We start from the raw sequence: 26,626 nt of genomic DNA on the forward strand, positions 1-26,626 counted from the left end.
GGAAAGTACTAGTGGTTTAAAGAACGTTTATTTTACGCTATTTGTTTTGCTGACAGATAAAGTCAATGACCTTTTGTTGGCAGCCCTCTGTATTCTCGTACAAAATGCCATGCCGGTTAGAGCTAACCCATTGATAGTGTAATAGTTTAGTTGGTATGTGTTTGGCAAGTGTTTGGTAACTGGATGGGGCAACTACAGGGTCGTTATCACCTTGGATCAGGAAGACAGGGCAGTTAATTTTTTTTAATCTGGGGAGGGTTTTTTTAATTAAAATTAAGAGCTGATTAATGGCTGCAATTGGGGTGTGGTGGTAATTAAGGTGGGGGTGTTCGGGTAGATTGGCTTTAAATGGCAAAATACCATCAGAGTTACTGATTTTTTGTATAAATTTATTCGTGTAGTGAGTGATTTTTACCAGTTGAGATAAAGGGTCTTTAAAACTGACGGGGGCTGAACACGCGGTAACTGAACGTATATTAAGGTGATGACTCGCAGTAACCATCAGAGCCAACAGGCCACCACTTGAAAAACCAACGAGGTGTACATCTTTGCTGTAACAATGTGCTATTTTGATACTTTGTTGAAGAGATTGACGCCAATCTTGCCAGCTTCTTTTGTGTAGGTCCCATGGTGATGTTCCATGGCCTTTTAGGCGGCAACCGATGCTGATATATCCTTGGGCAACAAATTTTTCAGCCAATGTTTTAAGTTCAATAGGCGTTGAAAGCAAACCGTGAACAAACACGACGCACTGCCCATTATATTTTTTTGGCATTAACAGATAGGGAAGGGCGGACTTTTCGGTGAGGTGTTGTTGTTGATTGATTACTTGGTGTTTTGGGTCTTTAAACTGTGAAATATCCCAATGGTATTCAAGTAACTCATCTTCAAATAGTAGGTGGGCAAACCGGTGGGATTGTTTGTCAAATTTAAAGGCTAAGCTGGTTTTAATAGCTATTCTGACCTGAGGAATGGATGCAGCCTCATTTGCATTTACAGCAATAGGGTTTTTATATCGAATGCTATCAAAATCTTGTTCGGCGGAAAGGTGTTCGGTAAATTTATAGTACACGCCCGACGATTCAAGCAAGTTTGCCTCGTAGGCACTTTTTAAAAACAGGTCAAAAGTCTCGCTTTTTGTCATTAACAAATTGCGATAAATAGAGGGGTTTTGCAGCGTTCGATGAAAGCTTAGCGTGTCGCTTTTTTGTAACTCCTTAATGCTGCCATAAATCAATTGATGCAGCTTTTTTTTATTAATATGGGTCTTTCCTTCGGCAACAAAATGCATGATCAGCGTTGCGGCAATATGAGCAATGTTAATAGTGACATTGTCATAAATAGCATGCATGTAATCATCACGAATTCTATTAGCGTTGCGTTGATAACTCAGACGAAACAATAGGTTGTTCAAATTACCGTTATGCTCAACTTTATTTAAAAGTTGTTTTAGCGCTAAATCTGAGTGGTTAACAAAGGTGGTTGTAATCGTTGATTCTAATCTGGTCCAGTAATCCTCTACGACAATAGGCTTAGCTAAACGAATGTCCATATCGGTATCTTTAAATAAAAAGTTACCTTCGATTAATAACTCTTCCGAGATACGATGGTGTAAGTTATTAACAAAAAATCGTACCGTATTGCTTAATGCATTTTCACCAATTCGTAAGGGGTAAAAGGTAATATTGCAGGGGATGATAAGGGTGGGTTTTTTGCACAGTTCCAGCAATTGCTGTTTGTCTTCAAAGCCTAATTCTTTCGCCCATAAAGAGAGGGTTTCTGTGTTTTCTTGTTCACTAAGGTCACGAACAGTTTGTTTGAAAATAGCGATTGCTAAGGCAATAACTGCTGGCCCAGTATGTAGTTTTCGCCGCTCATTATGTGAACGTGAATAAATACTGTAGCGGCCTTCTTTATCAAGCACACGTCGGTCTTTTACGATACCGCCTTCGGGGAAGGCAACGAGCTTTTGTTGGTGTAAAATATCTTTTGCTATATGAAACAAAAGCCCATCAATGTTATTTGGTATACCACCTAAATCAATCAAATAACGACCGAAAACATTATCAGCGAATAACTCGTTTGCAGCAATTGACCTAGAGTAGTGTTTTGTTTTTTCGTAAATTAAATATTGTGGGATAAAGGTTTCAAATCGAGCAAAGTGATTGAATAAAAAGATATCGCCTTCTAACCAAGAGGATGGGTTGCCATGAGTGCGAACCGTCAGGCTAAGAACCTTAAATAAGGCTTTCATAGCATGATAAGTCCAGTGGTAAATGCCTGGGTTTATCGTATATTGCTGCGTCTCTATTTTATTTTTTGAGTCGTCGCTCATGCCCGTGTTTTAATTAAAAACTTAACGTTTAAATGCATAGTAGTTCATTATGGTTAGTTTTACTCCAAAAAATAGGCAACAGTTACCTTACTTGAAGCAAGGAGAGGTACATGTGTGGGTGTTTGACCTGATGGTGCCAATAACTAGCAAGGCTCACACTATAGTGAGTGAAACTGAGTGGCTAAAAATAAATCGATTAAAGCATCAACAAAATAGAGCATTAGCATTGTCGATGAGAGTACAGCTTAAGCGATTGCTGTCATGCTATTTGGGTATCAGCCCAGTTGAGCTGCAATTTGATACAACTGAATTTGGTAAACCGTACCTAAAAAATCAAGCATTATCGTTTAATGTTTCACATTCTGGCTCGCAGGCCCTGGTGGCAATGACCTTAGAAGAAGATATTGGTGTTGATCTTGAGCATTGGCGTTATTTAGATAATTTAGAGGGCTTAGTAAAGCGTAACTTTTCAAGCAGTGAACAAGCTCAATGGGTCAATATTAGCGCAGCACAACGCGAAGAGACTTTTTTTAACATTTGGACCTGTAAGGAAGCTTTTATCAAAGCAACGGGTAGAGGGCTGGGAATGGGTGTGTCTCGTTGTGGTTTTAGTTTGACACCACCAAATAGGCTCTTAGAGTGCCCAGTTGAGTATGGGAGTGCAGCAGATTGGTCATGTGTATCTTTAAAGGTAGGTGAAAAAGTCAGTGCATCGTTAATGCTACGGTCTAAGCATTGCGAACCAATTATCTCTACATTTGATCATGAAAATCCACCTCAATTTATTTAATCGCTATAAAATACGCGCTGCCATCAAATATACGTTATTAAATACGACCTTACATACGTTATGAATCAATTTCCAAAAACACTGGTTGAAGCACTTGATAACAACCAAGATGCCAGTAAAACCATTACCTATATCAGTAGTAAAGACAACGAGCGCCAAGTGAGTTATCCCGCTTTAAAAAAACGGGCGCTAGGCTTGCTGCACCATATTCAGCAAAAAGGAGCATCTGAAGGGAACGAGTTAATCATTCACTTAGCTGAAAATGAACAATTTATTGATGCGTTTTGGGCGTGCCAATATGGCGGTATTGTCGCTGTGCCATTAGCGATTGGAACCAGTGATGGACACCGTGAAAAAGTATTTAATGTTTTTGAAAAACTTAACACACCGTATATCGCAACGACTAGAAAGGCTTTGCAGCGGTTAAAAGTTTTTGCTGAAGAACACGGAAAAGAGTCTATTTACAAAGTGATTGAGCAAAAAGCACTGATGCTCGATAAAATTGAGACCTTTGATACTTTAGGAGCGCTGGCAGATATTAACCCTGAGCAAACAGCGTTTATTCAATTCTCCTCTGGTTCTACTGGCGACCCTAAAGGTGTTGTATTAACACATAAAAATTTAGTAACAAATTTATATGGCATTATTGAATGCAGTGCATTTGATTATAGGGACAGCTTTTTTAGCTGGATGCCATTGACTCATGATTTAGGTATTATTGGTTTTCATTTGACACCCTTATTCGTCAATATAAATCAATATATTATGCCAACCGACTTGTTTGTTCGTCGTCCGGCATTGTGGCTTGAAAAAGCCAGTGAGAAAAAAGCGACGATTTTATCGTCACCAAATTTTGGTTATAAACATGTTTTAAAACGCTTTAAACCAGAAAACCAAGTTAATCTTGATTTATCACATGTCCGCCTGCTTTTTAACGGAGCAGAACCTATCTCTGCAGACCTATGTAGAGAGTTTAGCGCGGTAATGAAACCGTTCGGTCTAGCAGAAACAGCGATGTTTACGGTTTATGGTTTAGCGGAAGCGTGTTTGGTAGTTAGCTTCCCTGAATTAGCCCAACCACTTTCTACTCTTCATGTGTTGCGCAGCTCTTTAGTAGAGGGGCAGCCAGCACAGGTCGTTAGCGAGGCATCCGATCAAAGTATAGAGTTGGTTCGCTTAGGAACTCCTATTATCGGGACGCAAATGATAATTGCAGATAGCAGTGGGCAAGCTGTTGCTGATAATGTAATCGGCCGAGTGTTAATTAAAGGCGAAAATGTAACAAAAGGTTACTATCACGCGCCTGAGTTAAATGAAAAACTGATTAATGATGAGGGTTGGTTAGATACAGGTGACCAAGGTTTGTTAAACGAGGGGCAGTTGGTTATTACAGGTAGAACCAAGGATCTAATCATTGTTAATGGGCAAAACTATTATGCCCCTGACCTTGAGTCTGTTTGTGAGCATGTTGATGGTATTGAGTTAGGAAAAGTGGTCGTCTGTGGTATTCGTAACGTTGAAGATGCACTGGATGAATTGGTTGTTTTTGTTTTATATCGAGGTGAGCTAGAAAACTTTTACCAAACTACGATAGAAGTTAGACGCCAATTAAATGAAAAATCTGGCTTAGATGTGGCGCATGTTTTACCTATAAAAAAAGTACCTAAAACCACCAGTGGTAAGGTTCAACGTTTTGCATTAGCGGAACAATTTGAAGCGGGGGCGTTTAATGAGATTATAGCGGCTTTAACAGAGCTGTCTGAAACACAATCAACTGAGTTTATTGCAGCGGGTAGTTCCATAGAGCGAATATTATTAGATATTTGTCACTCTGTTGTAGCCGATCAGAAAATCAGCTTGAAAGACAATATTTTTGAAATGGGAACAAGCTCGTTAAAGTTGGCACAAATTCACGAGAAGATAGACGAGGAGTATCCAGAGGTTGTTGAGTTAACAGATTTTTTCGATTACCCAACAATTGAACAGTTAGCTGGGTTTATTGCGCATAAAACAACCCCCTAAACGATAGTGGTTTAATCGTAGACACCACGCTTTCTCTTCCATTTACGGTTAGACCACATCCAATCTTCAGGCGCATCGAGAATCATTCGCTCGGTTGCTCTAGCGTATTTCTCGGTGATTTCGTGACCCTCTTTTTCATAGGGGGCTTGTCCAAGTTCTTCAAAAAACACTTCGTAATGACCAAGACTTAGGCGCTTCATACCAACAAAAATAACAGGGTATTTGGTGAGCTTGGCAATCTTCTGAGCACCGACTGCAAATGAACTGTCTTGGTTAAGGAACTGAGTCCAGTATTTTTCTTCTTTTCTGACAGGCGATTGATCAGCAACCATCGCAAAGCCACGGACCTCTTTACGACGCTGCATAATTTCAATTAATGCATTTTTGTTAGGTATTGGGCGAGCGTTAAAACGTGACCTAGAGATTTTCATATAGTCATCAACAATTTTATCGTGCAAAGGTTTGTATACAGCATCGATAGGAAAAGAAAGCTGTAAGCTGCAACCAGCCAGCATCCATTCCCAGTTGCAATGGTGAGCGGCAAGCATCAAGACAGATTGGTCGTTTTTCGCAAACTTTTCTATCACTTCTGGGTTTTTTAAGGTAACACGCTGACGAATTTGTTCTTCCGTGAGGGTGCGGGTTTTACTGGCTTCCAATATTACATAGACCAAATGCTTAAAATTTAATTTAGCCAGTTTTTTAAGCTCATTGCTCGGGGTATCTGGAAAAGAGTTTTGCATGTTCGAATAAATAACATTGCGTTTGCGCTCAACAAGATAATAGCCAATTAAGTAAACGGGATATGCAAGTGCGTGCAGCATCGGCAATGGAAGTTTTCCAAGCAATGGGTAAAAGCGAGAGCTAAAGGGTTGCCGGTGTTTGGCCATAATCTAGGTAAAAATCAGTAGGGTTAAAAATTCTCTATTCTACCAAAGCTATTGCGCTTCTTAGGCAAAAAATACATAGCCAATACAGATGGCGGTAATAATACCTATCAAGTCTGCAAATAACCCGCAGGCAACCGCATGCCGAGCTTTTTTTATACCCACTGCGCCGAAATAAACGGCTAAGACGTAAAAGGTTGTCTCTGTGCTGCCTTGTACAATAGAGGCAAGCCTGCCGGCAAAAGAGTCTGCGCCGTGTGTTTGCATGGTGTCTATCATCATTGCCCGAGCGCCACTTCCGCTGAGCGGTTTTATCAGCGCTGTTGGTAACGCATCGAGGAATTGGCTATCCAGCGAATAATGGATTAACAACGAGCGTGCGTAATCCAGCGTTATTTCAAGTGCCCCTGATGCCCTAAAAACACCAATAGCAACCAACATTGCTACTAGGTAAGGAATAATCATTACAGCGGTTTGAAAGCCTTCTTTAGCGCCATCAATAAATGCATCATAAACATTAATACGTTGTTTGATAGCACCACTCATAAAAACAATAATCAAACTAAAAATAATAAAATTGCTCGCCAGCGATGATTGTTGTTGCATGCTGGCTTGGTCAAGGCTTGAAAAATAGAACAATATTAAGCCGATAACGGTGCTAAAAGCAGCTAAATAGCAAAGCACAACTGGCTCGTAAAGTTTTATACGTTGAATGCTAGCAACGGCTATAAGCCCAGCCATCGTCGAGGCATAGGTAGCAATTAAAATAGGGATAAAAACATCGGTTGGGTCAGCAGCGCCCATTTGTGCACGATATGTGAAAATAGTCAGAGGGAATAGGGTGACAGCTGAGGTATTGATTACCAAGAATAAAATTTGAGCGTTGCTGGCCGTGTCTTTTAATGGGTTTATGGTTTGCAAGTGCTGCATGGCTTTTATACCTAAGGGCGTTGCCGCATTATCAAGCCCTAACATATTGGCAGACAAGTTCATCACCATAGCGCCCAAGGCAGGGTGCTTATCTGGAATGTCGGGCATTAGGCGTTTTAAAAGAGGGTTTAAAAAGCGTGTTAAATGGTTAATAAAACCACTTTTTTCGCCAATTTTCATAATCCCCATCCAAAAACATAAAACGCCGGTCAGGCCGAGAGAAATTTCAAATGCTGTTTTGGATAAGGTAAATGTGGCGAGGGTAATATCATTAAAAATGTTCATATCGCCGAGTATAAAAAGGCGATAAAGGCCGGTTAGAAAGGCAATGAAAAAAAAGCCAAGCCAAATAATATTTAACATAAAATAAAGGGCAAACCTTGTCTAAACAATCAGCAATCAAAGGGTAGGGTGTCTCCCTAAGTGATACGTTCACTTAGTCAATTAAACTGTAACATACCGGTACAATGGCAGATAAGAATATTAACGTTAATGATAACTTGAATAAATTATTAACAATTATGGCTCAGTTAAGAGATGTTGATAACGGTTGTCCCTGGGATGTGGAGCAAAGTTTTGAGACGATTGCGCCATACACAATCGAAGAAGCCTATGAAGTTGCTGATGCAATTCAGCAAAAAAACCTGCCTGCTTTAAAGGATGAATTAGGCGACCTTTTATTCCAAGTGGTTTTTCATGCACAGTTAGCTAAAGAGCAGCAGAGTTTTGAGTTCTCCGATATTGTTGACGCAATTTGCGATAAGTTAACCAGACGTCATCCGCATGTGTTTAATAATGAAATAACCTCGAAAGACGATTTAGCAAAAAAATGGGAAATACAAAAACGAGCAGAAAATAAAAATGAGACACGCAGCAGTGTGTTGTCCGGTGTCAGTTCCAATCAACCGGCAATTAATCAAGCCTACAAATTACAGAAAAAAGCAGCCTCGGTAGGGTTTGACTGGGATGAGGTTGGCGCTGTTGTCGATAAATTAGACGAAGAAATTGATGAGCTGAAAGATGAAATGGTACTTGAAAATAATCGTAAAAGAATAGAGGAAGAACTAGGGGATGTGTTTTTTAGCTGTATAAATTTAGCGCGTCATTTGGACATCAACCCCGAGTGGTCACTAAGGCTGGCTAATGAGCGTTTTACAAAACGATTTTCATATATTGAACAATCAGTAGAGCAAGCTGGAAAGGGTGTTGAAGAATGCTCCGCAAGTACACTGATGATGCTTTGGGAAGAAAGTAAAAGAAGTGGTTCTAGCGATTAAAAAAAATTAAATTACGCAACATAAGGAAAAGTTAGGACATTTCAAATGATTTTAGTATACTCAAGATTCAAGCTTGCTAGATAACTAATAACTATTATCATAAAGGATATGTTCTAACTGCTTGATTTTTTTGTTTATTTATAATGAGGAAAAGAGATGTCAGAAAGAGTACGCGGTATTGTTAAATGGTTTAATAATTCAAAAGGCTTTGGTTTTATTCAACCAGATGCTGGTGGTGAAGATGTGTTTGTTCATTTTAGAGCAATTCAAGGTGACGGTTTCCGTACATTAAAAGAAAATCAAGCCGTTGAATTTACAATTACTAAAGGCGACAAAGGGCTTCAAGCAGAAGAAGTTACTGGCTTAGAATAAGCGAAGTCTCGGCAGTTTTTTGCTGCCTTAGCGCTACATTAAGATTCCTGCTTTCAATAAAGATAGATTGTCTATTTTTATTGTTGGTAGGTCTTAGTGACATATTGCTCAACAATTTTCTGAAACTGTTCTGCGATATCGTTACCTTTTAAGGTGACATCTTTTTGTCCATCTATATAAACGGGTGCGACGGGTCTTTCGCCTGTGCCTGGTAAGCTAATGCCGATGTTTGCATTTTTACTTTCACCTGGGCCGTTCACAACGCAGCCCATGACGGCTACCTTCATATTTTCTACACCAGCGTATTGAGTTTTCCATTCCGGCATTTTATGGCGCAAAAATGATTGAATATCTTGTGCTAACTGCTGGAAATAATCACTGGTGGTTCTGCCGCATCCGGGGCATGAGATAACTGCTGGTGTAAAGGAACGTATGCCCATGGATTGTAATATTTCCTGTGCGACAACTACTTCTTGGCATCTATCTCCGCCGGGTTCAGGTGTTAAAGAAATACGAATAGTGTCGCCAATGCCTTGTTGAAGCAATACCGCAAGGGCAGCGGTGGATGAGACAATACCTTTGCTTCCCATTCCGGCTTCGGTTAAGCCTAAATGAAGCGGGAAGTCACACCGAGAGGCAAGGTCTTGGTACACAGATATTAAATCTTGAACGCCACTCATTTTGCAAGATAGTAAAATCTTATCTTTGGCTAAGCCTAATTCAATGGCTTTTTCTGCGCTTTCTAGCGCCGATGTAATAACCGCATCATGCATAACGGCAACAGAATCGCGAGGTGTGCTGGATCTGGAATTTTCATCCATCAAACGGGCCAACACAGATTGATCTAAACTGCCCCAATTAACACCAATACGTACAGGTTTATCATAGCGAATAGCGCATTCAATCATTTGAGCAAATTGAGGGTCACGCTTACTACCACGGCCAACATTGCCGGGGTTAATACGGTATTTAGCCAATGCTTGCGCGCAACACGGGTATTTTTCTAACAGTTTGTGCCCGTTAAAGTGAAAATCCCCCACCAAGGGTACATCGCAATCTAACGCGTCAAGTCGCTCTCTAATCGTGCTGACCGCAGCAGCGGCGGCCTCTGAGTTAACAGTAATACGCACTAACTCGGAGCCTGCTTTTGCTAACTGATAAACTTGCTCCACGGTTCGTTCAATATCAGCAGTATCTGTATTCGTCATAGATTGAACAACCACGGGGTGTTCATGACCTATTGAAACGGATCCGACCTTTACGGTTATAGCATTGCGTGTCATCGCTGTTTTTCTCATTTTATCTGTAAATATATCTGCTTCATTATATATGTTTGTATGGCTTATCCGTTAATGAAGAGCGCAAGAAGTTCAGATAGGGGGCGTAACAGTAATCGAGCGTACGAAATCAACAAAGTGGCTTAGAGCAATGTATTCAATACGGAGCTGTTCGTTTACTTAAATGTGCTGGCAAGATAATCTTGCTGAAGTAATTTAAAAACCGTTGGCGAACTGAAGGGGGTACGTGTGGTTATGTATCTGTTAAAAAACGATTAATTAAAGTAAAGGCACGATCAATAACACTAAACGGTGTGTAAAAGTGTGGTGAAAAACGAATCCCACCGCCACGCTTTGCACAAACCACTTGCTTTGAGGTTAAGTAGTCAAAAAGTTCATTTGTGTCATGCTTTGTGGGCTTAAAAACAATAATGTTATTGCCTTGTGCGTCTGGCTTGGTTAACAAGGTTAATGAGGGGCTTTGTTGTACCTTATCAATCACATACTGGCCACGCTCAATAAGGTTGTTGGCAACCGTATTCATACCAACTTCCAGTAGTAAACTAAGGCTTGCAGAAAGTGCATGTATGCTCAGCATGTTAGGGCTGCCACATTCAAATCGTCTTGCCGATTTTGCAGTACTCCATTCAAGGGCGTCATAATTGCCCATATCCTCAACCATATGCCAGCCATACTGAGTGAGTTTGAGTGTGTTAATACTAGATTGCCGACAATAAAAAAAGCCTAAGCCCTCAGGGCCAAGCATCCACTTGTGTCCATCGGCCATCACAAAATCGGCCTGATACTTCTTTACATCAATAGGGAATGCACCAACCGATTGAATAGCGTCTATACAGAATAGAACACCTCGTTGCTGGCAGGCTTCGCCTAAACGTTCAAGATCAACACGTAAGCCTGAGGCATATTGAACTGAGCTGATGGTTAGCAGTTTAGTTCGGCTATCAATATTTTTAATTAGCTCAGCAGTTGGGTCTTCTGTGTCTTTCAAGTGTGTTTTTATGACGCGAACACCCTGATTTTCAAGTGACTCCCACGGAATCATATTTGAGGGAAACTCTTCATCACTGGTAACAATAGTATCGCCATGAGCCCAATCCAGCCCATAAGCAACAAAAGAAAGGGCTTCAGAGGTGTTTTTAACTAAGGCAATTTCGTCGGCATTATCAGCTTGGATTAACTGAGCTAATTGGTTTTTTAAGTGCGCTTCAACGTTGAGCCAATTCGCATATTTCTTGGAGCCAATAGTAACGTTTTCGCGGCAAAAAGCATTGACGGCTTTTTCGGTACGAACGGGCCACGGAGCAACTGCGGCATGGTTAAGGTAGATTACATCATCGTCTAAATTAAATTCATTATTAAATTGATCAGTCATCTACATTACCCACTTAAGAAAATGAATATTCTATCCTTTTTTAAAAGTTCCTTATAGACTGACTTTATCTGCCAGATTAAATTTAAAAGAGGTGTGTTATGTTGATGATTGGACATAGAGGCGCAATGGGCTGTGCACCTGAAAATACACTCTTATCTATTCATAAAGCAATCGAGTTAGGCGCAGATTGGGTTGAAATTGATGTACATTGTGTCGCCGATAAACTGTTGGTTATTCACGATGAAACAGTTGATAGAACCACCAATGGACGTGGCAAATTAATTGATTATTCGTTTGAAGAACTTAGAGCCTTAGATGCAGGTCTTGGGCAAAGAATACCAATCTTACAAGAAGTGCTTGAGGTAACCGTAGGTAAAGTCGGCTTGAATATTGAACTGAAGGGCCTAGGCACAGGTAAAGTGTTAACCAGCTTGCTTAAAAAAACACCGGAAACTTACAAAAATAAAATGCTTGTTTCATCATTTTTAATGCCGGAGCTTGAACAAGTAGTTAGGTTAAACCAACACGTTAAGATAGGTGTCTTGGCTGGTAATAATATCAATGAGTCTATTGCCTGGGCGACTAAATTAAAGGCTTTTTCAATACACCTAAGGTTACAAAAGGTAACGCCAAAATGGGTAGATAGGGCGCACGATTTGGGACTTAAGGTGTATGTTTATACTGTTAATAAAGTCGTGCAGATTAGGCGCATGAAGGAACTCGGGGTTGATGGGGTTTTTAGTGACTATCCAAATAGGTTAACTAGTTGATGTGCGGCAGTTTTTTTAATTGAGAACGTGTATAGATCAGCGTCACAATCATACTAATAAAAACAATACTGGCGACAGAGCCAAAAACCCATTCAATGCTATAGTCGAATTTTATGATGAGTAAATAATTGACGATAAAAGGTAATAATAATTGCCTGAAAAAACCCATGACAACTGGGAAGTCCGGTTGTTTTATAGCCTGAAGCGTTGCCACACTAATAAACAGAGAAACGTAGCAAAAAAAAGCCAATGCATCGATTCTTAAATAAGTGGTACCTATATCAATAATAGTATCTTGCTGACTAAAAAAACTCATCATCAGGGGTGAGAGAAAAATCATAACGGGAATACAAACAAGAGAAATAGATAAGCTAAGTATTAATCCCTTACGGTAAGTTTCAGCGATTCGTCGGTAATTTTTAGCGCCATAGTTCTGTCCTGAAATAGCTAAAACGGCGGCATTGAGGCCTAGGGCAGGGAGCAATAAAACTTGTTCAAGCCGTAAACCAACCGAATAACCGGCTATTGCATAATCACCAAAGCGGCTAACAAAACCAGTAATCATCAAGCTGCCAATAATCATAATGAAAAAATTAAAACTAGCCGGTAACACTTGTCTCAAAATAGCCAGTGAGACAAGTTTGTTCAAACACGGCAGGGGTCTGTAACCCAATTTCTTACATAAAATGTTGAGTAAATAAAGCGCCGATGCAAACTTAATAATTAATGTTGCCCAAGCGAGCCCGGCAACGCCCATATCTAGCCCAAAGGTTAATAATGGGTTTAAGCCCAAGTTAACAAAGAAACCTACAACTAACGCATTACGGTTAGACTTTGTGTCACCCAAGGCCATCAGCGCGCCAGCGCCAACAGCACTTAGAGAAAAAGCGACATTGCCGAGGATTAAGACTTCAATATAATCCCATGCTAGCCCAGTTATTATGTCGTTAGTGCTTAGCCAGTGGATGGCATCTTTTGCAAATAGAATCCCCGCAACTGTAATCACTAAAGAAAAAGCAAGGCCTAGGCCTAGACAGTTTCTAATAATGTTTTTTAATTGTTGAGGTTGCTTTAGGCCAAGTTCTGTTGAAACCATGACTGACGTGCCGTTTTGTAGGCCAGCCAAAAGTCCAATAAAAAGGTAAAAGACAATGCTTGAAATGGACAATCCAACCAAAGCGTCATCAGATACTTTACCGGCAAACCAGTTATCGGTAAGGTTATATAACGTGTTGAAAAACATCCCCATTGACGCGGGTATGGCAAGGCGAATTAAGTGCTGATAAATAGACCCTATGGTTAAATCTTGAGGCGGCTTAGAAGGAATCATAGGGTTTAATGAGTATTTTTTAATTATAGTTGGTTAAAAACAATGGCATCATAAAATACCAGAGTGGTTGTCATTAGTAGAAAAGTGAGTACAGCTTGTTTTAAGTCATCATTTATTAAGTATCTAACATAATGTGATTTGAGGCAGCAGTGTATAACGATACACTGGTTTGGTAACGTAGTTGTGATGACTATATGTTTAGTATAAATAAAAGGAGCGTAATGAGTATTCCCGTACCCAGCAACTGTATGAGTATTGATGATTTATCCATTGGTATGCGTAAAGAAAAAACCTATACGATTGAACACGAGGATGCGGTTCAATTTTCCAAAATGTCGGGTGACTGGAACCCTGCTCATCACGACGAGGATTACGCTGCACAAAGCATTTTTAAACAACGTGTCGCGCATGGCATGTTTTCGGTGATTCAATTTTCAGGTATTTTAGGCATGGACCTTCCAGGCTTGGGAACACTTTGGCTTAAGCAAAGTGTAGAGTTTTTAAGGCCGGCTTTTTTTGGTAATCAATACCGAGCAGTTGTAGAGGTTTTGGCTATTAATAAAGAAAATAATACGGTAACGTTTAGTACAGAATGTTTTGATCAGGAAGGTAATAAAATCATTACAGGTGAGGCGGTTGTAAAACCTATTCCGGCTAAATTAAAAGCAAAAACTAATTAAAGAGGGTTTATGTCAACATCTAAGGAAGAAAAGTTTGTACGGGAAGATGGGCCTGTTTTTTTATCAGGTAACCAAGCTTATTTACGTTTAGCCTTTGAGCAACAACGTCGTGACCGTGAAGCGGGTCTAAAAACCGGTGGTTTTATTTCAGGTTATCGCGGTTCACCATTCGGTAATTTTGATACCGAGTGTAGAGGGGTGGAATCGTCTTTAAATGAACGCGATATTCATTTTAACCCCGGTGTTAATGAAGCGATGGCCGCGACCGCTATTTGGGGTTCACAGCAGATAGATTTCTTTGAAGGCAATGAATTTGATGGCGCGTTTGGACTTTGGTATGGCAAAGGCCCGGGTGTAGATCAAGCAGCTGATGCACTTCATCATGCAAATTTATGGGGAACGAGCAAACACGGCGGTGTTGTTATGGCCGTGGGTGATGACCCTATGAGTCGATCATCCAGTATTCAACAACAAAGTGAATACGTTTTATCGGGCTTATGTATTCCGATTATGCATTGTTCATCGGTGCAAGATATTTATGATTTTGGCTTAATTGCCTATCAAATGTCGCGTTATTCAGGCGTCTGGGTTGCGGTTAAATCAGTGTCTGATATTGCCGAGTCTTGGTATATGGTGGACATTGACCCTAAACGCACAGAAACCGTACTGCCTGATTCCAGTGAATTCGTTATTCCTGACAGTGGCGTACATACCCGTTGGCCAGACCGCTCGGTGGATCAGGACGAACGTATTGTGAATGCGCGTTTGCCCGCTGTTAAAGCGTTTACTAAAGCAAACAAACTAAACAAAGTAACGCTGGATGCAAAACAACGCCGTGTGGGTATTATTACTGCCGGTAAAAGTTACCTAGATACCCTAGAAGCCTTAGATGATTTGTCCATTGATGAATCAATGCGCGATGAGCTGGGTTTAGCGGTTTTTAAAATAGCCGTTATTTGGCCAATGGAAGAAAGCTTGGTGCGTGAATTTGCAGAATCGGTTGATGAGATTCTGGTGATTGAAGAGTCTCGCCCATTCCTTGAAACGCAAGTGAAAGATATTTTGTTTGATATGCCAATGGGTATTCGTCCGTTGGTGATGGGTAAAAAAGGCCGTGACCAACAAACACAGTTCCCATCTAATGGTGAATTAACACCAGCGCTGATCTCTAAAGCATTAGTTAATTGGTTGAAACCATATAAAACCACAGACTCCATGACCAAATGGATTGAAGTGTTGGAAAATACCGATAAACAATTGAGTGTGCCACGCAATACGGTAGAACGTACACCGTATTTTTGTTCAGGTTGTCCGCACAGTTCATCTACCAAATTACCAGATGACAGCAGCGAACAGTTAATTGGTATTGGTTGCCATTTCCTAGTGGGGTTAATGGATAGAAAAGGCACTACCTATACGCAAATGGGTGGTGAGGGAGCTACTTGGGCAGGTGCATCGCCGTTTTTGGGTAACCGCCATACCTTTGTTAACTTGGGGGATGGAACTTTCTATCATTCTGGTTCTACCGCGATTCGTCAGGCGATCGCTTCAAACATTAATATTACCTATAAAATTTTATTTAACGATGCCGTCGCGATGACAGGCGGCCAATCGTTTGATGGCCCGTTAACCGTAGAAGGTATTACGCAGCAAATGCACTCAGAAGGTGCGGCTCGTATTGTAGTGGTTTCTAAAGAGCCAGAAGCATTAAATAAAACCGCATTTGCGCCCGGTACTGATTTGTATCACCGCAATGATTTACAAATGGTGATGAAAGAATTGGCCGACACTAAAGGCGTCACCATTCTTGTTTTTGAACAAACGTGTGCCACAGAGCTGCGTAGACGCCGCAAACGTAAATTGGTGGAAACACCGAAAAAATTAACCTTTATTAACTCACGTGTTTGCGAAGGCTGTGGTGATTGTGGTGTGCAATCGAACTGTCTTTCTGTGCAGCCGCTAGAAACAGAGTTAGGCCGTAAGCGTGTGATTGATCAATCTGGCTGTAATTTAGATTTTAGCTGCGTAAAAGGTTTCTGCCCAAGTTTTGTAACGATTGAAGGTGGGGAATTGGCAAAAGGTAGCTCCGTTAACTTATCAGATGATGTGTTCGCAGCCTTGCCAGAACCAACACCTAAGTCACTCGATGGCGTGTTTGGCTCCTTGGTCTGTGGTATTGGTGGTACCGGTGTTGTTACCATTTCATCAATGATTGGTGAAGCAGCCAAAGCAGAAGGCTTTGCCTCACAAGTGCTGGATTTAACCGGTATGGCGCAAAAGTTTGGCGCGGTATATTGCCACCTTAAAGTCGCTAATAATGTGGAAGAGCTTAATTCAACCCGTTTATCTATTGGTAAGGCAGACTTATTGATTGGTGCAGATATTGTCACCAGTGCGAGTGATGAAGGTATGTCGCGCTTGCGTGAAGGGCATACCAAAGGGGTGGTTAATTCACACGGTATTGTGACCGGCGCATTTACTCGCGATGGTGACTTTAGTATCCCTGTTGATGATATGAAGCAAGCGTTGGAACGTTTCACAGGTAAAGGCAATTGTGATTTCTTCGATTCAACTAAAGTATCTGAAACATTAACGGGCAACACCATTGGCGCCAATATGATGTTATTAGGCTTTGCATGCCAAAAAGGTTGGTTGCCGGTTAAACGTCAGTCGTTGGAAGACGCCATTACAGCAAACGGCGTAGCGGTTGCCTATAACCAGCGGGTATTTAAAATTGGCCGTTTAATGGCGCACGACCCAGATGCGGTTAAAACATTATTGGAACAAGGTGCTACAACGCCAGAGTGGGAAGTACTATCTGCCACTACCGATGAGTTGATTAGTCGCCGTGAGGCAGATTTGGTGGCTTATCAAAGCAAGTCATATGCTAAAAAATTCACAAAATTAATTGATAAAGTGCGTGAAGCAGAAGCAAAACTAGCGGGTGATAGCGATGAGATTACCCAAGCGGCAGCGCGGTACTTATATAAATTAATGGCCTATAAAGATGAGTTAGAAGTGGCCCGTTTATATACCGACGGCACCTGGGCGAATGAAGTAAAGGAAAACTTCTCGGGTGACTATAAAATTAAATTCCACATGGCACCACCGCTTATTTCCAAACGCGACCCGATAACGGGGCAATTGAAAAAACGAGAATTTGGTGGGTGGATGTTATCGGCTCTTAAAGTAGCGTCTAAATTTAAAGGCCTGAGACATACGCCGTTAAATCCATTTGGCTATTCTGCAGAGCGAAAAGAAGATAAAGCGCTGTTGAAACAGTATAAAGCGGTGTTAAACCAAATTATTACTGGCCTAACTGAGGAAAATAAAGAGGTTGCACTAGAAATGGCGCGCGTTCCTGAATTTGTTCGTGGTTATGGCCATGTAAGAACAGAAAGTGTTGAAGTGGCAGAAGGCCGCTGGAAAACCTTAGACAATCATTTTAACAACCCGATGAAAGTCATTAAAGTTAAAACAGGAACAACGGCTTAAATTTAAACGCAGGACGCATTAAAAGGCCTTAGTATTTTACTAAGGCCTTTTTTTATTCATCACAGACGTGCCGATCATCATAGCGTGCTTTATAATTTGTTTATGGAACCTTTAGCCTTCTTCAAATGCCTGTCCGACCAAACACGGTTAACCTGCCTGATGCTGATTCAGCAAGAAGGGGAGCTGTGCGTTTGTGAATTAATGGAAGCCCTGCAAGAAAGCCAGCCTAAAATTTCAAGGCATTTGGCGCAACTACGTAAATTTAATTTATTGTCCGATAGGCGACAAGGGCAATGGGTTTTTTATCGTATTAACCCATCTTTACCAAGCTGGGCGACAGATATATTAAATACAGCGGGTGCGGTTCAATCACCTTTAATCAAAGAAAGCCTGAATAATTTATCCCTAATGCGATCGCGCCCTGAGCGCGACCAAGCCTGCTGTTAATCGTTTAATCGATCTTCTGAATCAGTATTTTGTTTTTATTTTAATATTTTTATATATATGGATAATCATATATGTATAATTCCATATATACTCTTTCTACCACCGATAGTTAAAAAAAGGCTGAACAATTATGACGATAAAAGTAGGTATTAACGGCTTTGGCCGAATGGGGCGCTTATCATTAAGAGCAGGGTTTGGCACGGAGCAAATAGAGTTTGTGCACATTAATGACCCAGCGGGCGATGCTGCAACCTTGGCGCATTTATTAAACTTTGACTCTGTGCATGGCCGTTGGTCTTACGAGGCGAGTCATTTAGATGATTGCATAATAATTAATGGCCAACAGATCAGTACAAGCCGACATACAACTATTAGCGATACAGACTGGTCAGGCTGTGATGTGGTTATTGAAGCGTCTGGAAAAATGAAAACCAAAGCACTGTTACAACCGTATCTTGAACAGGGCGTTAAGCGTGTCGTGGTTACAGCGCCAGTCAAAGAAGAGGGCGTGTTAAACATAGTGATGGGGGTGAATGATAATCTGTTTAACCCTTTGGAACATAAAATTGTAACCGCCGCTTCTTGTACCACTAACTGTATAGCGCCGGTGGTTAAAGTTATTCATGAAAATTTGGCTATTAAACATGGCTCAATCACCACCATTCATGACCTAACCAATACACAAACCATACTGGATGCACCGCATAAAGATTTAAGGCGTGCTAGAGCCTGTGGCATGAGCCTTATTCCTACCTCAACGGGTTCAGCAACGGCTATTACGCATATTTTTCCAGAGTTAAAAGGCCGTTTAGATGGCCATGCAGTGCGTGTGCCATTAGCCAATGCATCACTTACCGATTGTGTGTTTGAGGTGGAAAAAAGCACAACAGTGCAAGAGGTTAATCAGCTACTAAAAACAGCAGCAGAGAATGAATTAAACGGCATTTTGGGGTATGAAGAACGCCCCTTAGTGTCTATTGATTATAAAACCGACCCACGTTCTAGCATTATCGATGCACTATCAACCATGGTGGTAAATGGCACACAGGTAAAACTATACGCTTGGTACGATAACGAATGGGGCTACGTTAACCGAACCATTGAGTTGGTTCGCAAGGTAGCCACAGCTAAGGAACCAATAAACTAATATGCGTAGCTTGCAATCACTGTCTAGTGATATTCAACAATACCTCATTATTACAGGTAATTATTGGGCCTTTACGCTAACAGACGGTGCATTAAGAATGCTGGTGGTTTTGCACTTTCACGAGCTGGGTTATACGCCATTAGAAATTGCCCTATTATTCATTTTTTACGAAGTATTTGGCATTATCACCAATTTAGTGGGTGGTTGGTTAGGCGCTATTATTGGTTTAAATACCACCATGAACATTGGCTTGGTCTTGCAAGTGCTAGCCTTGTCAATGTTATTGGTAGCGCCCGAAATGCTCACAATAGTTTGGGTAATGGCCGCGCAAGCCATATCCGGTGTGGCTAAAGACCTTAATAAAATGAGCGCTAAAAGCGCCATTAAATTACTGGTTCCCAAAGAGGCAAACAAGACACTGTATAAGTGGGTGGCTTTATTAACCGGCTCAAAAAACACCTTAAAAGGGGTTGGCTTTTTTCTGGGTGGTTTACTGCTTAGCCAATTTGGTTTTCATAATGCGATACTCATTATGGTGGTCGGCCTATTAATAGTTTGGCTAACAAGCTGCGTTTTATTAAAAAAAGAACTGGGCAAAGCCAGCAGCAAACCTAAATTTAAACACCTGTTCTCGAAAAGTTCGGCCATTAACTACTTGTCTGGCGCACGCCTTTTCTTATTTGCAGCAAGAGATGTGTGGTTTGTAGTGGCCTTACCGGTGTATTTAACGGCACAGTTTAATTGGGACTATTCGCAGGTCGGTAGTGTTATGGCCTTATGGGTTATTGGCTATGGGGTTGTTCAGGCACTAGCACCCAGATTATCCGGCCAGCAACAAGCTACTAAAAAGGATGGCCAGCATTTGCATCAATGGGCAGTTATTCTGTTTATCATTCCCATGTTAATGGCAATAGCACTGCATTACGAATTCCAAATAAGTACCACCTTATGGCTTGGTTTAGCAGCTTTTGGTATGTTATTCGCCATTAACTCATCACTACATAGTTACCTAATAGTAAGCTATGCTAATAGCAATGGCGTATCGCTAGATGTTGGCTTTTACTATATGGCTAACGCAGCAGGTCGATTGCTGGGCACTGTTTTATCGGGTTGGTTGTACCAATATTATAGTTTTGAAATATGCCTATGGGTATCTGCGGCCTTTATATTATTCTCGGCGATTATTGCAAAAGCATTGCCGCAGCCCAAAGTAGTATTAGAAGGTAGCTAGTAGTTTTTTTTAAGAGAAAGAAGACGCCATGCCAATGCCTATTGCATGGCGCACTTAATACATGAATGCCCCGTAAGCCCCCTAGGTTGATTTAATGGGCATACAAAAATATCAACCTAGGGCGCAAACACTTAAATACTGAAACAGTAAAATGGCCTACAGTGCGGCTGTTGGCCCAAAAATTTCGTAATGTAAGTGCTCATCTGCAAAGCCGATGCTGTTTAATAATTTTTTCAGCTCTTTCATAAAAGGCATGGGTCCACAGAAATAAACATGTGCAGATTTATCATCTAGCCATTCATCTAATGCCTCAAGTGTTAAGCGGCCATTTAAATCACCACCTGGGCCATGTTCAAACACCTGCTTAAGTTGTACAGAGGCATTGTTTGCCAAACTAGTGAGTTGCTCTTTAAATATTTGGTACTCGGCACTGCGACAACATTCTATAAAGAGCAGTTCATCTTGCTGGTTATTAAGAGAAACAGCTTGTTTTAACATGGAAAATAGCGGGGTAATACCCACGCCGCCAGAGATAAAAACATGTTTTTTTGCATCTAGGTTTAAGGTAAATTCGCCAAAAGGAGGGCTCAGTAATAACTCACTACCTACCGTATGGCTGTGGATATTTGGTGATACCTCGCCTTTTGCTTCTTGTTTTACCGTTATTTGGTAATGACCTCCCCAGTCGGAAAGGGAGTATTGGCGAATTGCATCATGCTGGCCATCACTTGCAGGCAATTTTATGCTGACATATTGCCCCGCTAAAAAGCCCTTAACTTTTTTGTTATCTTTAGGCTGCAATATTAAGGTTTTAACATCGGGCGTTTCTTGACGAATGTCCGCAATGATAAACGGGCGATAACCTTGCCAGCCACCATCGCTTTCTTCGCTAGTTTTATATAAATTCGCTTCAGCATCGATAAAAATCTGTGCCAAAGCTTCATAGGCTTCTTTCCACGCAATTAATGCTGGGTGTTGGTCGGGTAGATCAAGAACTTTTTGAATGGCTGATAACAGACTAGTGCCCACTAAAGGGTAGTGTTCTTTTTCAATACCTATGCTTGCATGCTTATTAGCAATATGGCTTACGGCAGGTAACAAAGCCTCTAAATTATCAATATTTGATGCATAGGCTAAGATGGCATCGGCTAATGCACTAGACTGAGAGGTATCGCGTTGATTCGAGCGATTAAATATATTCAGTAGTTGTGGATTTTCTTCAAACAATTGCTTGTAGAAAGTAGATGTAATTTCTAGGCCATGTTCTTGAAGTAATGGAACAGTGCTTTTTACAACGGATATGGTTTGGGTAGATAGCATTTTGAAACCTCGTATTCTAAACTTTCATTTAAAGTGAATGTTTAGAATACGACCTTACTAAGCTATAGTCAACGGCATTAGGAGAATTATTTTGCAGCTCACACGACACACAGACTATGCGTTTCGCGCTTTGATTTATCTAGCGTCAATGCCCGAACAAACCGTAACAATTGGCACCATTTCGGATGTATTTAACATTCCAAAAAGCCATATGATGAAAGTTATCAGTCGACTAACATCCAATGGTTATATCTGTTCTATTCGCGGAAAAATGGGCGGCATCTCGCTGGCAAAGCCAGCTCAAGACATTACGCTGAAAGAAATTGTCGTACTTATGGAAAAAACCTTAGTGCCATTTGATTGTGTTGGTCAAAATTGCCTAATTCTAAAGTCTTGTCGGTTAAATACCGCTTTTCAAGGAGCACAAAGTAAATACTTGGAATACCTTCAAGGCTATACAATTGGAGATATGCTAGACGAGGAAACAGCCCAACGTATTCATGGCTAGGCCAGTTATATTGCAACCTAGTTAGCGAGTTGGTTGGTCACGTCAATAGCCACTTCTGTATCTAATAGAAATAGATGCTATATTTAACAAAAGGATTTAAACGCAAATTAACCAAGCCATATCCACTTTTGGCTATTAATATGCAAAAACATGGAAGTACTATCCATCTATATACAAAAAATACATGGATAATGGGTTCCGCTTATTAATACTGTTAGGCATTTACTAGATGGATAAAATAGCACTCTTAACCGACAAAATTGATTCTTATCAATTATCACTCCAAGCATTACCACTCTCGGTATGGGAGTTGAGTAATGACGTTAACTGGAAACTAGAAGATTTGGCAAGCCAACTATGGAAAGGCGGTCCTAGAATAAGCATGTCCGCTAAAAAGCGCATTCAACTTTCGGGGGATGATCCCCGCCCTCCAAAAAGCTATTGGGTCTATGTTAGAAATGAATTTCATACAATGTTGTGTACAGACTCTCAGGAATACGAAGAACTTTGGGCTAAGTTAAATAAGCTTACCGATAAATCTGCGGTTTCTATAGTTGCTTTAACTTCAGCATATATAGGGGCAAAACTAGGTTTAGAAGGAGCACTTATCAGCCAATTCGTTGCAATATGTATTTATGGAGCTAGTAAGTTAGGTAAAAATGCTTTTTGTAATCAAGTCTCAGATTCCAATGCCTAACAAATATTTCAAAGCGGACGCGCAAAAAGCCGCGCGCCCTTTAAACTAAGCGTTAGAGGGCTAAATATGCTCGGAGACTCATACATTCCCTGGTTGTCACTATTCGCTGGAGTGGTTATATATAAAATTCAAGATGATGGAGCCTCGAATGATAACGGCGGCTTTATAAACATTGATGATTTTGCTAAACGCTTTGAACTAGAAAGGCTCTCGCTTAGTGGCATTGCTTACGAGAAAGGGCAAGGAAGAGAGGAAGAATTAATGGAAGCTATAATCCATAATGCAGGAGTGCTCTGTGAGTTAGGGCTTATGGAAAGAAAAAGAGGAATGGTTCCTCCTCGTTTAGAATTTAGAGTGACCCCAAAAGGGCGAAAGTACGATAGTTTAGCTCATGGCAAAATTGGATTAATACGTTGTAAATTATTCTTTTTTAGCCATTGTATGTGGCAACGCATAAAAAAGTACAAAGCTATTATTACTGTGGCAGCATTCTGTATGGCTGTCGTTAATGCGGTTCGTTTTTATAACTTAGCTTTTACTTGGATTTCAGAATCCACATTAGCCTTAGCAAGCATTATCGGCTTATTTATAACTGTAGCATGGGCCGCTTATGCTAGTAGTTAACCACCCTCTAACAAGGCCATTAAAAACCGCGCTTTCAGCGCTGGACTCGCAACACGTTGCTCGCCTTTTATGGCAGCGTTATACAAATCCCACGAATATGCTATGTCAACAGGGCAGTGGAATTAGGAAATATATATGAACGACATCTACTTAAATCAAGAGCAATTTGAGAATATATTCAAGAATCACCTCAAAATTGAGACATATTCTAAGCCAATAGAAAGCCTTTTCAGCATAAGAAATCGACGAAAAATTGATTACAAGCCTTATTATCAAAGGAATTACGTATGGGACATTAATAAGGCGTCATACTTTATTGAAAGCATCATATTAGGAACGGAAATACCACCTCTTATATTCTTTAATAATGGCGAAAGTATCGAGATCATAGATGGAAGGCAGCGATTTGAAACTATACAGATATTTATGGATGACTCCATAAAACTAAAAAGGAAAGGGCTTTCAGCTTTAAAGCATCTAGATGGCTTTTCTTTTGAAAGTCTTCCCGGAAATATTCGAGATAATTTTTTGGATTCCACATTGCGAATTATTGAATTTGAAATAGTTAACGAACCAAAGCTCGATCCACTATTACAAGATAAAGTTAAAAAAGAAATATTTGGTCGTTATAACTCGGGAATAACCCCGCTGAAACGCTCAGAGATTGATAATGCAGTTTACGATAATGATGATTTATCGAATATTTTCAAAAGCAAAATAAAAAAAGGAACTGAACTTCACTCGATTATATCAACGCTATTTTTTAAGGATACTAAACAAACTAGATCTGATGGAAATGGCGTCCCGATTGAAACAATGATGCAGTTTATTAGGAAAAATCTAGTTCTTCACCTTATACCAATAACTTATTATGCTGCAGGTAGAAAAAACGAAATATTCGAAAGGCTTTATGATCAAGTAACAGATACACAAACTGACCACTTTGAAATTTACAATTATTTTTGTGAAAAACTATATATTTTATCTGATATAGAAAAATTCTCCAAAGATAGAGGAACGAATTTAAACAGACTTTTCTTGGAATGCTTGCTTTGGGTTCTTCAAGTCATAGATAACGAAGGACAGTCAATTACGTTGCTATCTCAAGAAAATATAAAATTAAAGATAGTCGAATATTACAATGAAAAACAAGAGGACTTTTCAGATGTTGATTACGCTTTCTATGCAAAAGTAATAACAAGGTACAACTCTGTCCTGGATTTTTATGAGGGGGAGTTTGACGTTGACCTTTCAATGTACAAGAGCGCGAATGAAGAATCCAAAGCGCAAATGAAAGAGTTAATGTCTGATAGTGAAGACGAAAATATTATTGGTCAGTTGGAGTCTCTTCGGCTCAACAAGCCTGAACCCTCTCGGACATCTATAGAGGATATATCAAGAGTAATGACGCGAAGAAAGTTTTTGGTCAGGCCATCCTACCAGAGATCTGAGGTCATAAATCTGCCAAAAGCATCCTCTATCATTGAAAGCATACTTCTCGGAATAGCTCTTCCTGCAATATTCGTATACAAAAGATTAAATGGAGTTTCTGAGGTTATTGATGGGCAGCAAAGAATACTGACCATACTGTCATATATTGGCGGTGAGTATGTTAATGAAGAAGGGGTTTCTGTAAAACCAAAAAACTCAGGATTCACATTGCGATCCCCAAAAATATTGCGAGAATACAAGGGAAAGAAATTCTATGAGTTACCTGAAGCAGCACAAGAAAAGATATTAGATTTTGAGCTTTTTGTCGTTTCCATTGAGCAAAAACTAAACCCAGAATTTGACCCAATAGACCTTTTTATTAGATTGAATGACAAACCATACCCAATAAAAGAACATTCTTTTGAGATGTGGAACTCATGGGCTGACAAAGAAATTATTACAGCTATAAAGTCAGAGGTGGAAAAGGAGAAAAGTTGGTTTTACGTCAGGTCGTCCGATAGGAAAAACTTCAGGGACAGAATGGAAAATGAAGAAATATATACATCCTTAGCTTATCTAGGCTACAAGGTCAAATATGAACCGAAATCCAAGTCCCTTGATATATTTCAGAAGGAAAATAGGCTTAATGCAAGAATCGGTTACAAAAAAGATATATCACATTTAATTAATGAGGCTTCTTCTAATGATGAGGTTAAGAGTAATTTCTTTGATGAAATTAAAAAAACCAAGTCCTTTGTAAAAAAAGTAAGAATATTACTAATAGATGATGATATACGGGCGGATAATGTCTCGTCTCATTTAAAGGAAGCTCTGGACAAGTTATTTAATTCACTAGAAAGAACGAATTTTAGAAGAACGTTTCAAGACTTTTATATTCTCTGGTTTATTGTTTCACCTTTATCTTTAGAAATATTGAAAAGCAATAGACATGATATAGCAAAATCTCTTGGCAGATTAATCGCATATTCAAAAAATATTCCTGAAGAAGATAGTGACGGTAAAGGGTATCTGAAATTCATTGATGGTGTGAAAGAGCTGCATGAAAAGTATGCCATTGAAAAGCGTAGAATTGTTCTGACTGACCAAGAAATCAAAGATATTATACTTAAGCAAGGTAATATCTGCCCTATATCAAAAACACCACTATATTGGGGTGACGAAGTTGAAGTTGATCATATAAAGCCACTAGCCCTGGGTGGAAAAGACGAACGGGGAAATCTTCAAGTTACGCACAAAGATAGTAATCGTAGCAAAGGCATTAAAACTGTATAACAAGTTGCTCAAACATCGTTACGGCCAAAAGCAGCCTCCACTGGACGCAGCAAGCTGCGCCGTTTAGCAAAGCGTTATGTTTACAAACATCGAGGAATCACCTAAATGCCTGAATGGCTAACCGACCTTAATAAAATTGGTTCAATAAGTTCTATTTTAGGTCTTATTGTTACTATATTTATATTTGTGGAGGCGAGAAAAATAAGGAATTCTTTTCTTCGTAGAGCAAGGCTTCCGGAGATAAATAAAGAGCTAGCTAAGGCCACCTCTAATGTTTCTGTGAAGCGGTTCCGCTCATTAGGACAGTAAAAGCCGTTAGTTAAGGAGTTATTTTCTGTATTATTATTTAAATAGAGGACACAGAAGATGA

Annotated in this window: 21 protein-coding genes; 14 read left to right on the forward strand and 7 right to left on the reverse strand. The window is 40.1% G+C overall.

The window, feature by feature from the left end; translation table 11 throughout:
- Positions 1–37: 37 nt before the first annotated feature.
- A complete protein-coding gene (locus KUG63_RS01955) occupies positions 38–2,335 on the reverse strand; it encodes an alpha/beta fold hydrolase (protein ID WP_277642260.1) in 2,298 nt (765 codons plus the stop codon).
- A gap of 49 nt (positions 2,336–2,384) precedes the next feature.
- Between KUG63_RS01955 and KUG63_RS01960 the strand changes: the two genes are divergently transcribed.
- Together KUG63_RS01960 and KUG63_RS01965 are read left to right on the forward strand one after the other, a co-directional pair.
- Entirely contained in the window at positions 2,385–3,125 is a 741-nt protein-coding gene (locus KUG63_RS01960) for a 4'-phosphopantetheinyl transferase family protein (RefSeq protein ID WP_020932358.1), read from the forward strand.
- A 60-nt stretch (positions 3,126–3,185) separates the two neighbouring features.
- Positions 3,186–5,147, forward strand: a complete 1,962-nt coding sequence (locus KUG63_RS01965; protein ID WP_015006162.1) for a non-ribosomal peptide synthetase — start codon at positions 3,186–3,188, stop codon at positions 5,145–5,147.
- 11 nt (positions 5,148–5,158) lie between these two features.
- Here the strand turns inward: KUG63_RS01965 and KUG63_RS01970 are convergent, their stop codons facing one another.
- Both KUG63_RS01970 and KUG63_RS01975 read right to left on the reverse strand, forming a co-directional pair.
- The gene (locus tag KUG63_RS01970; protein ID WP_015006161.1) at positions 5,159–6,037 is read right to left on the reverse strand and encodes a lysophospholipid acyltransferase family protein; all 879 of its coding nucleotides are present in this window, start codon (positions 6,035–6,037) and stop codon (positions 5,159–5,161) included.
- Positions 6,038–6,097: 60 nt separating this feature from the next.
- Positions 6,098–7,327: a nucleoside recognition domain-containing protein gene (locus KUG63_RS01975; protein WP_015006160.1), complete on the reverse strand. Its 1,230-nt coding sequence runs from the start codon at positions 7,325–7,327 to the stop codon at positions 6,098–6,100.
- A gap of 104 nt (positions 7,328–7,431) precedes the next feature.
- Here KUG63_RS01975 and mazG point away from each other — a divergent pair, with 104 nt between their 5' ends.
- Both mazG and KUG63_RS01985 read left to right on the forward strand, forming a co-directional pair.
- Positions 7,432–8,241, forward strand: a complete 810-nt coding sequence (gene mazG / locus KUG63_RS01980; RefSeq protein ID WP_020932361.1) for a nucleoside triphosphate pyrophosphohydrolase — start codon at positions 7,432–7,434, stop codon at positions 8,239–8,241.
- Between the two features lie 156 nt (positions 8,242–8,397).
- Positions 8,398–8,613, forward strand: coding sequence for a cold-shock protein (locus KUG63_RS01985; protein WP_015006158.1), 216 nt, complete (start codon positions 8,398–8,400; stop codon positions 8,611–8,613).
- Between the two features lie 77 nt (positions 8,614–8,690).
- Here the strand turns inward: KUG63_RS01985 and ispG are convergent, their stop codons facing one another.
- Both ispG and KUG63_RS01995 read right to left on the reverse strand, forming a co-directional pair.
- Complete coding sequence (gene ispG, locus KUG63_RS01990) at positions 8,691–9,911, reverse strand: flavodoxin-dependent (E)-4-hydroxy-3-methylbut-2-enyl-diphosphate synthase (RefSeq protein ID WP_016390122.1); 1,221 nt, start codon at positions 9,909–9,911, stop codon at positions 8,691–8,693.
- 232 nt (positions 9,912–10,143) lie between these two features.
- Positions 10,144–11,283, reverse strand: a complete 1,140-nt coding sequence (locus KUG63_RS01995; RefSeq protein ID WP_016390123.1) for an aminotransferase class V-fold PLP-dependent enzyme — start codon at positions 11,281–11,283, stop codon at positions 10,144–10,146.
- 98 nt (positions 11,284–11,381) lie between these two features.
- Here KUG63_RS01995 and KUG63_RS02000 point away from each other — a divergent pair, with 98 nt between their 5' ends.
- A complete protein-coding gene (locus tag KUG63_RS02000) occupies positions 11,382–12,053 on the forward strand; it encodes a glycerophosphodiester phosphodiesterase (RefSeq protein WP_020932363.1) in 672 nt (223 codons plus the stop codon).
- Here the strand turns inward: KUG63_RS02000 and KUG63_RS02005 are convergent.
- Positions 12,046–13,383, reverse strand: a complete 1,338-nt coding sequence (locus KUG63_RS02005; RefSeq protein WP_015006154.1) for an MATE family efflux transporter — start codon at positions 13,381–13,383, stop codon at positions 12,046–12,048. The genes KUG63_RS02000 and KUG63_RS02005 overlap by 8 nt on opposite strands.
- 221 nt (positions 13,384–13,604) lie before the next feature.
- Here KUG63_RS02005 and KUG63_RS02010 point away from each other — a divergent pair, with 221 nt between their 5' ends.
- The 5 genes from KUG63_RS02010 (at position 13,605) to arsJ (ending at position 20,383) form a co-directional block, all read left to right on the forward strand.
- Positions 13,605–14,063, forward strand: a complete 459-nt coding sequence (locus KUG63_RS02010; protein ID WP_015006153.1) for a MaoC family dehydratase — start codon at positions 13,605–13,607, stop codon at positions 14,061–14,063.
- Between the two features lie 9 nt (positions 14,064–14,072).
- Positions 14,073–17,558, forward strand: coding sequence for an indolepyruvate ferredoxin oxidoreductase family protein (locus tag KUG63_RS02015; protein WP_287553855.1), 3,486 nt, complete (start codon positions 14,073–14,075; stop codon positions 17,556–17,558).
- 102 nt (positions 17,559–17,660) lie between these two features.
- The gene (locus KUG63_RS02020) at positions 17,661–18,005 is read left to right on the forward strand and encodes a metalloregulator ArsR/SmtB family transcription factor (RefSeq protein ID WP_041932908.1); all 345 of its coding nucleotides are present in this window, start codon (positions 17,661–17,663) and stop codon (positions 18,003–18,005) included.
- 130 nt (positions 18,006–18,135) lie between these two features.
- Positions 18,136–19,152 (forward strand): ArsJ-associated glyceraldehyde-3-phosphate dehydrogenase, encoded by a 1,017-nt coding sequence (locus KUG63_RS02025; RefSeq protein ID WP_020932366.1) that lies wholly within the window; start codon positions 18,136–18,138, stop codon positions 19,150–19,152.
- Between the two features lies 1 nt (position 19,153).
- A complete protein-coding gene (gene arsJ / locus KUG63_RS02030; RefSeq protein ID WP_287553857.1) occupies positions 19,154–20,383 on the forward strand; it encodes an organoarsenical effux MFS transporter ArsJ in 1,230 nt (409 codons plus the stop codon).
- Between the two features lie 156 nt (positions 20,384–20,539).
- Here arsJ and KUG63_RS02035 read toward each other — a convergent pair whose 3' ends face one another.
- Entirely contained in the window at positions 20,540–21,703 is a 1,164-nt protein-coding gene (locus KUG63_RS02035; RefSeq protein ID WP_287553859.1) for a globin domain-containing protein, read from the reverse strand.
- Positions 21,704–21,794: 91 nt separating this feature from the next.
- Between KUG63_RS02035 and KUG63_RS02040 the strand changes: the two genes are divergently transcribed.
- From KUG63_RS02040 to KUG63_RS02055, 4 genes are all read left to right on the forward strand, one after another.
- Complete coding sequence (locus tag KUG63_RS02040) at positions 21,795–22,211, forward strand: RrF2 family transcriptional regulator (protein ID WP_287553861.1); 417 nt, start codon at positions 21,795–21,797, stop codon at positions 22,209–22,211.
- A 229-nt stretch (positions 22,212–22,440) separates the two neighbouring features.
- Complete coding sequence (locus KUG63_RS02045; protein WP_287553863.1) at positions 22,441–22,908, forward strand: hypothetical protein; 468 nt, start codon at positions 22,441–22,443, stop codon at positions 22,906–22,908.
- 66 nt (positions 22,909–22,974) lie between these two features.
- Positions 22,975–23,532: a hypothetical protein gene (locus KUG63_RS02050; RefSeq protein WP_287553865.1), complete on the forward strand. Its 558-nt coding sequence runs from the start codon at positions 22,975–22,977 to the stop codon at positions 23,530–23,532.
- Between the two features lie 135 nt (positions 23,533–23,667).
- On the forward strand, positions 23,668–26,256 hold the full coding sequence (locus tag KUG63_RS02055; RefSeq protein WP_016390134.1) for a DUF262 domain-containing protein: 2,589 nt from the start codon (positions 23,668–23,670) through the stop codon (positions 26,254–26,256).
- Positions 26,257–26,626: the final 370 nt, after the last annotated feature.

It is taken from the genome of Cycloclasticus sp., from assembly GCF_019090545.1.
Taxonomy (GTDB): Bacteria; Pseudomonadota; Gammaproteobacteria; order Methylococcales; family Cycloclasticaceae; genus Cycloclasticus; species Cycloclasticus pugetii.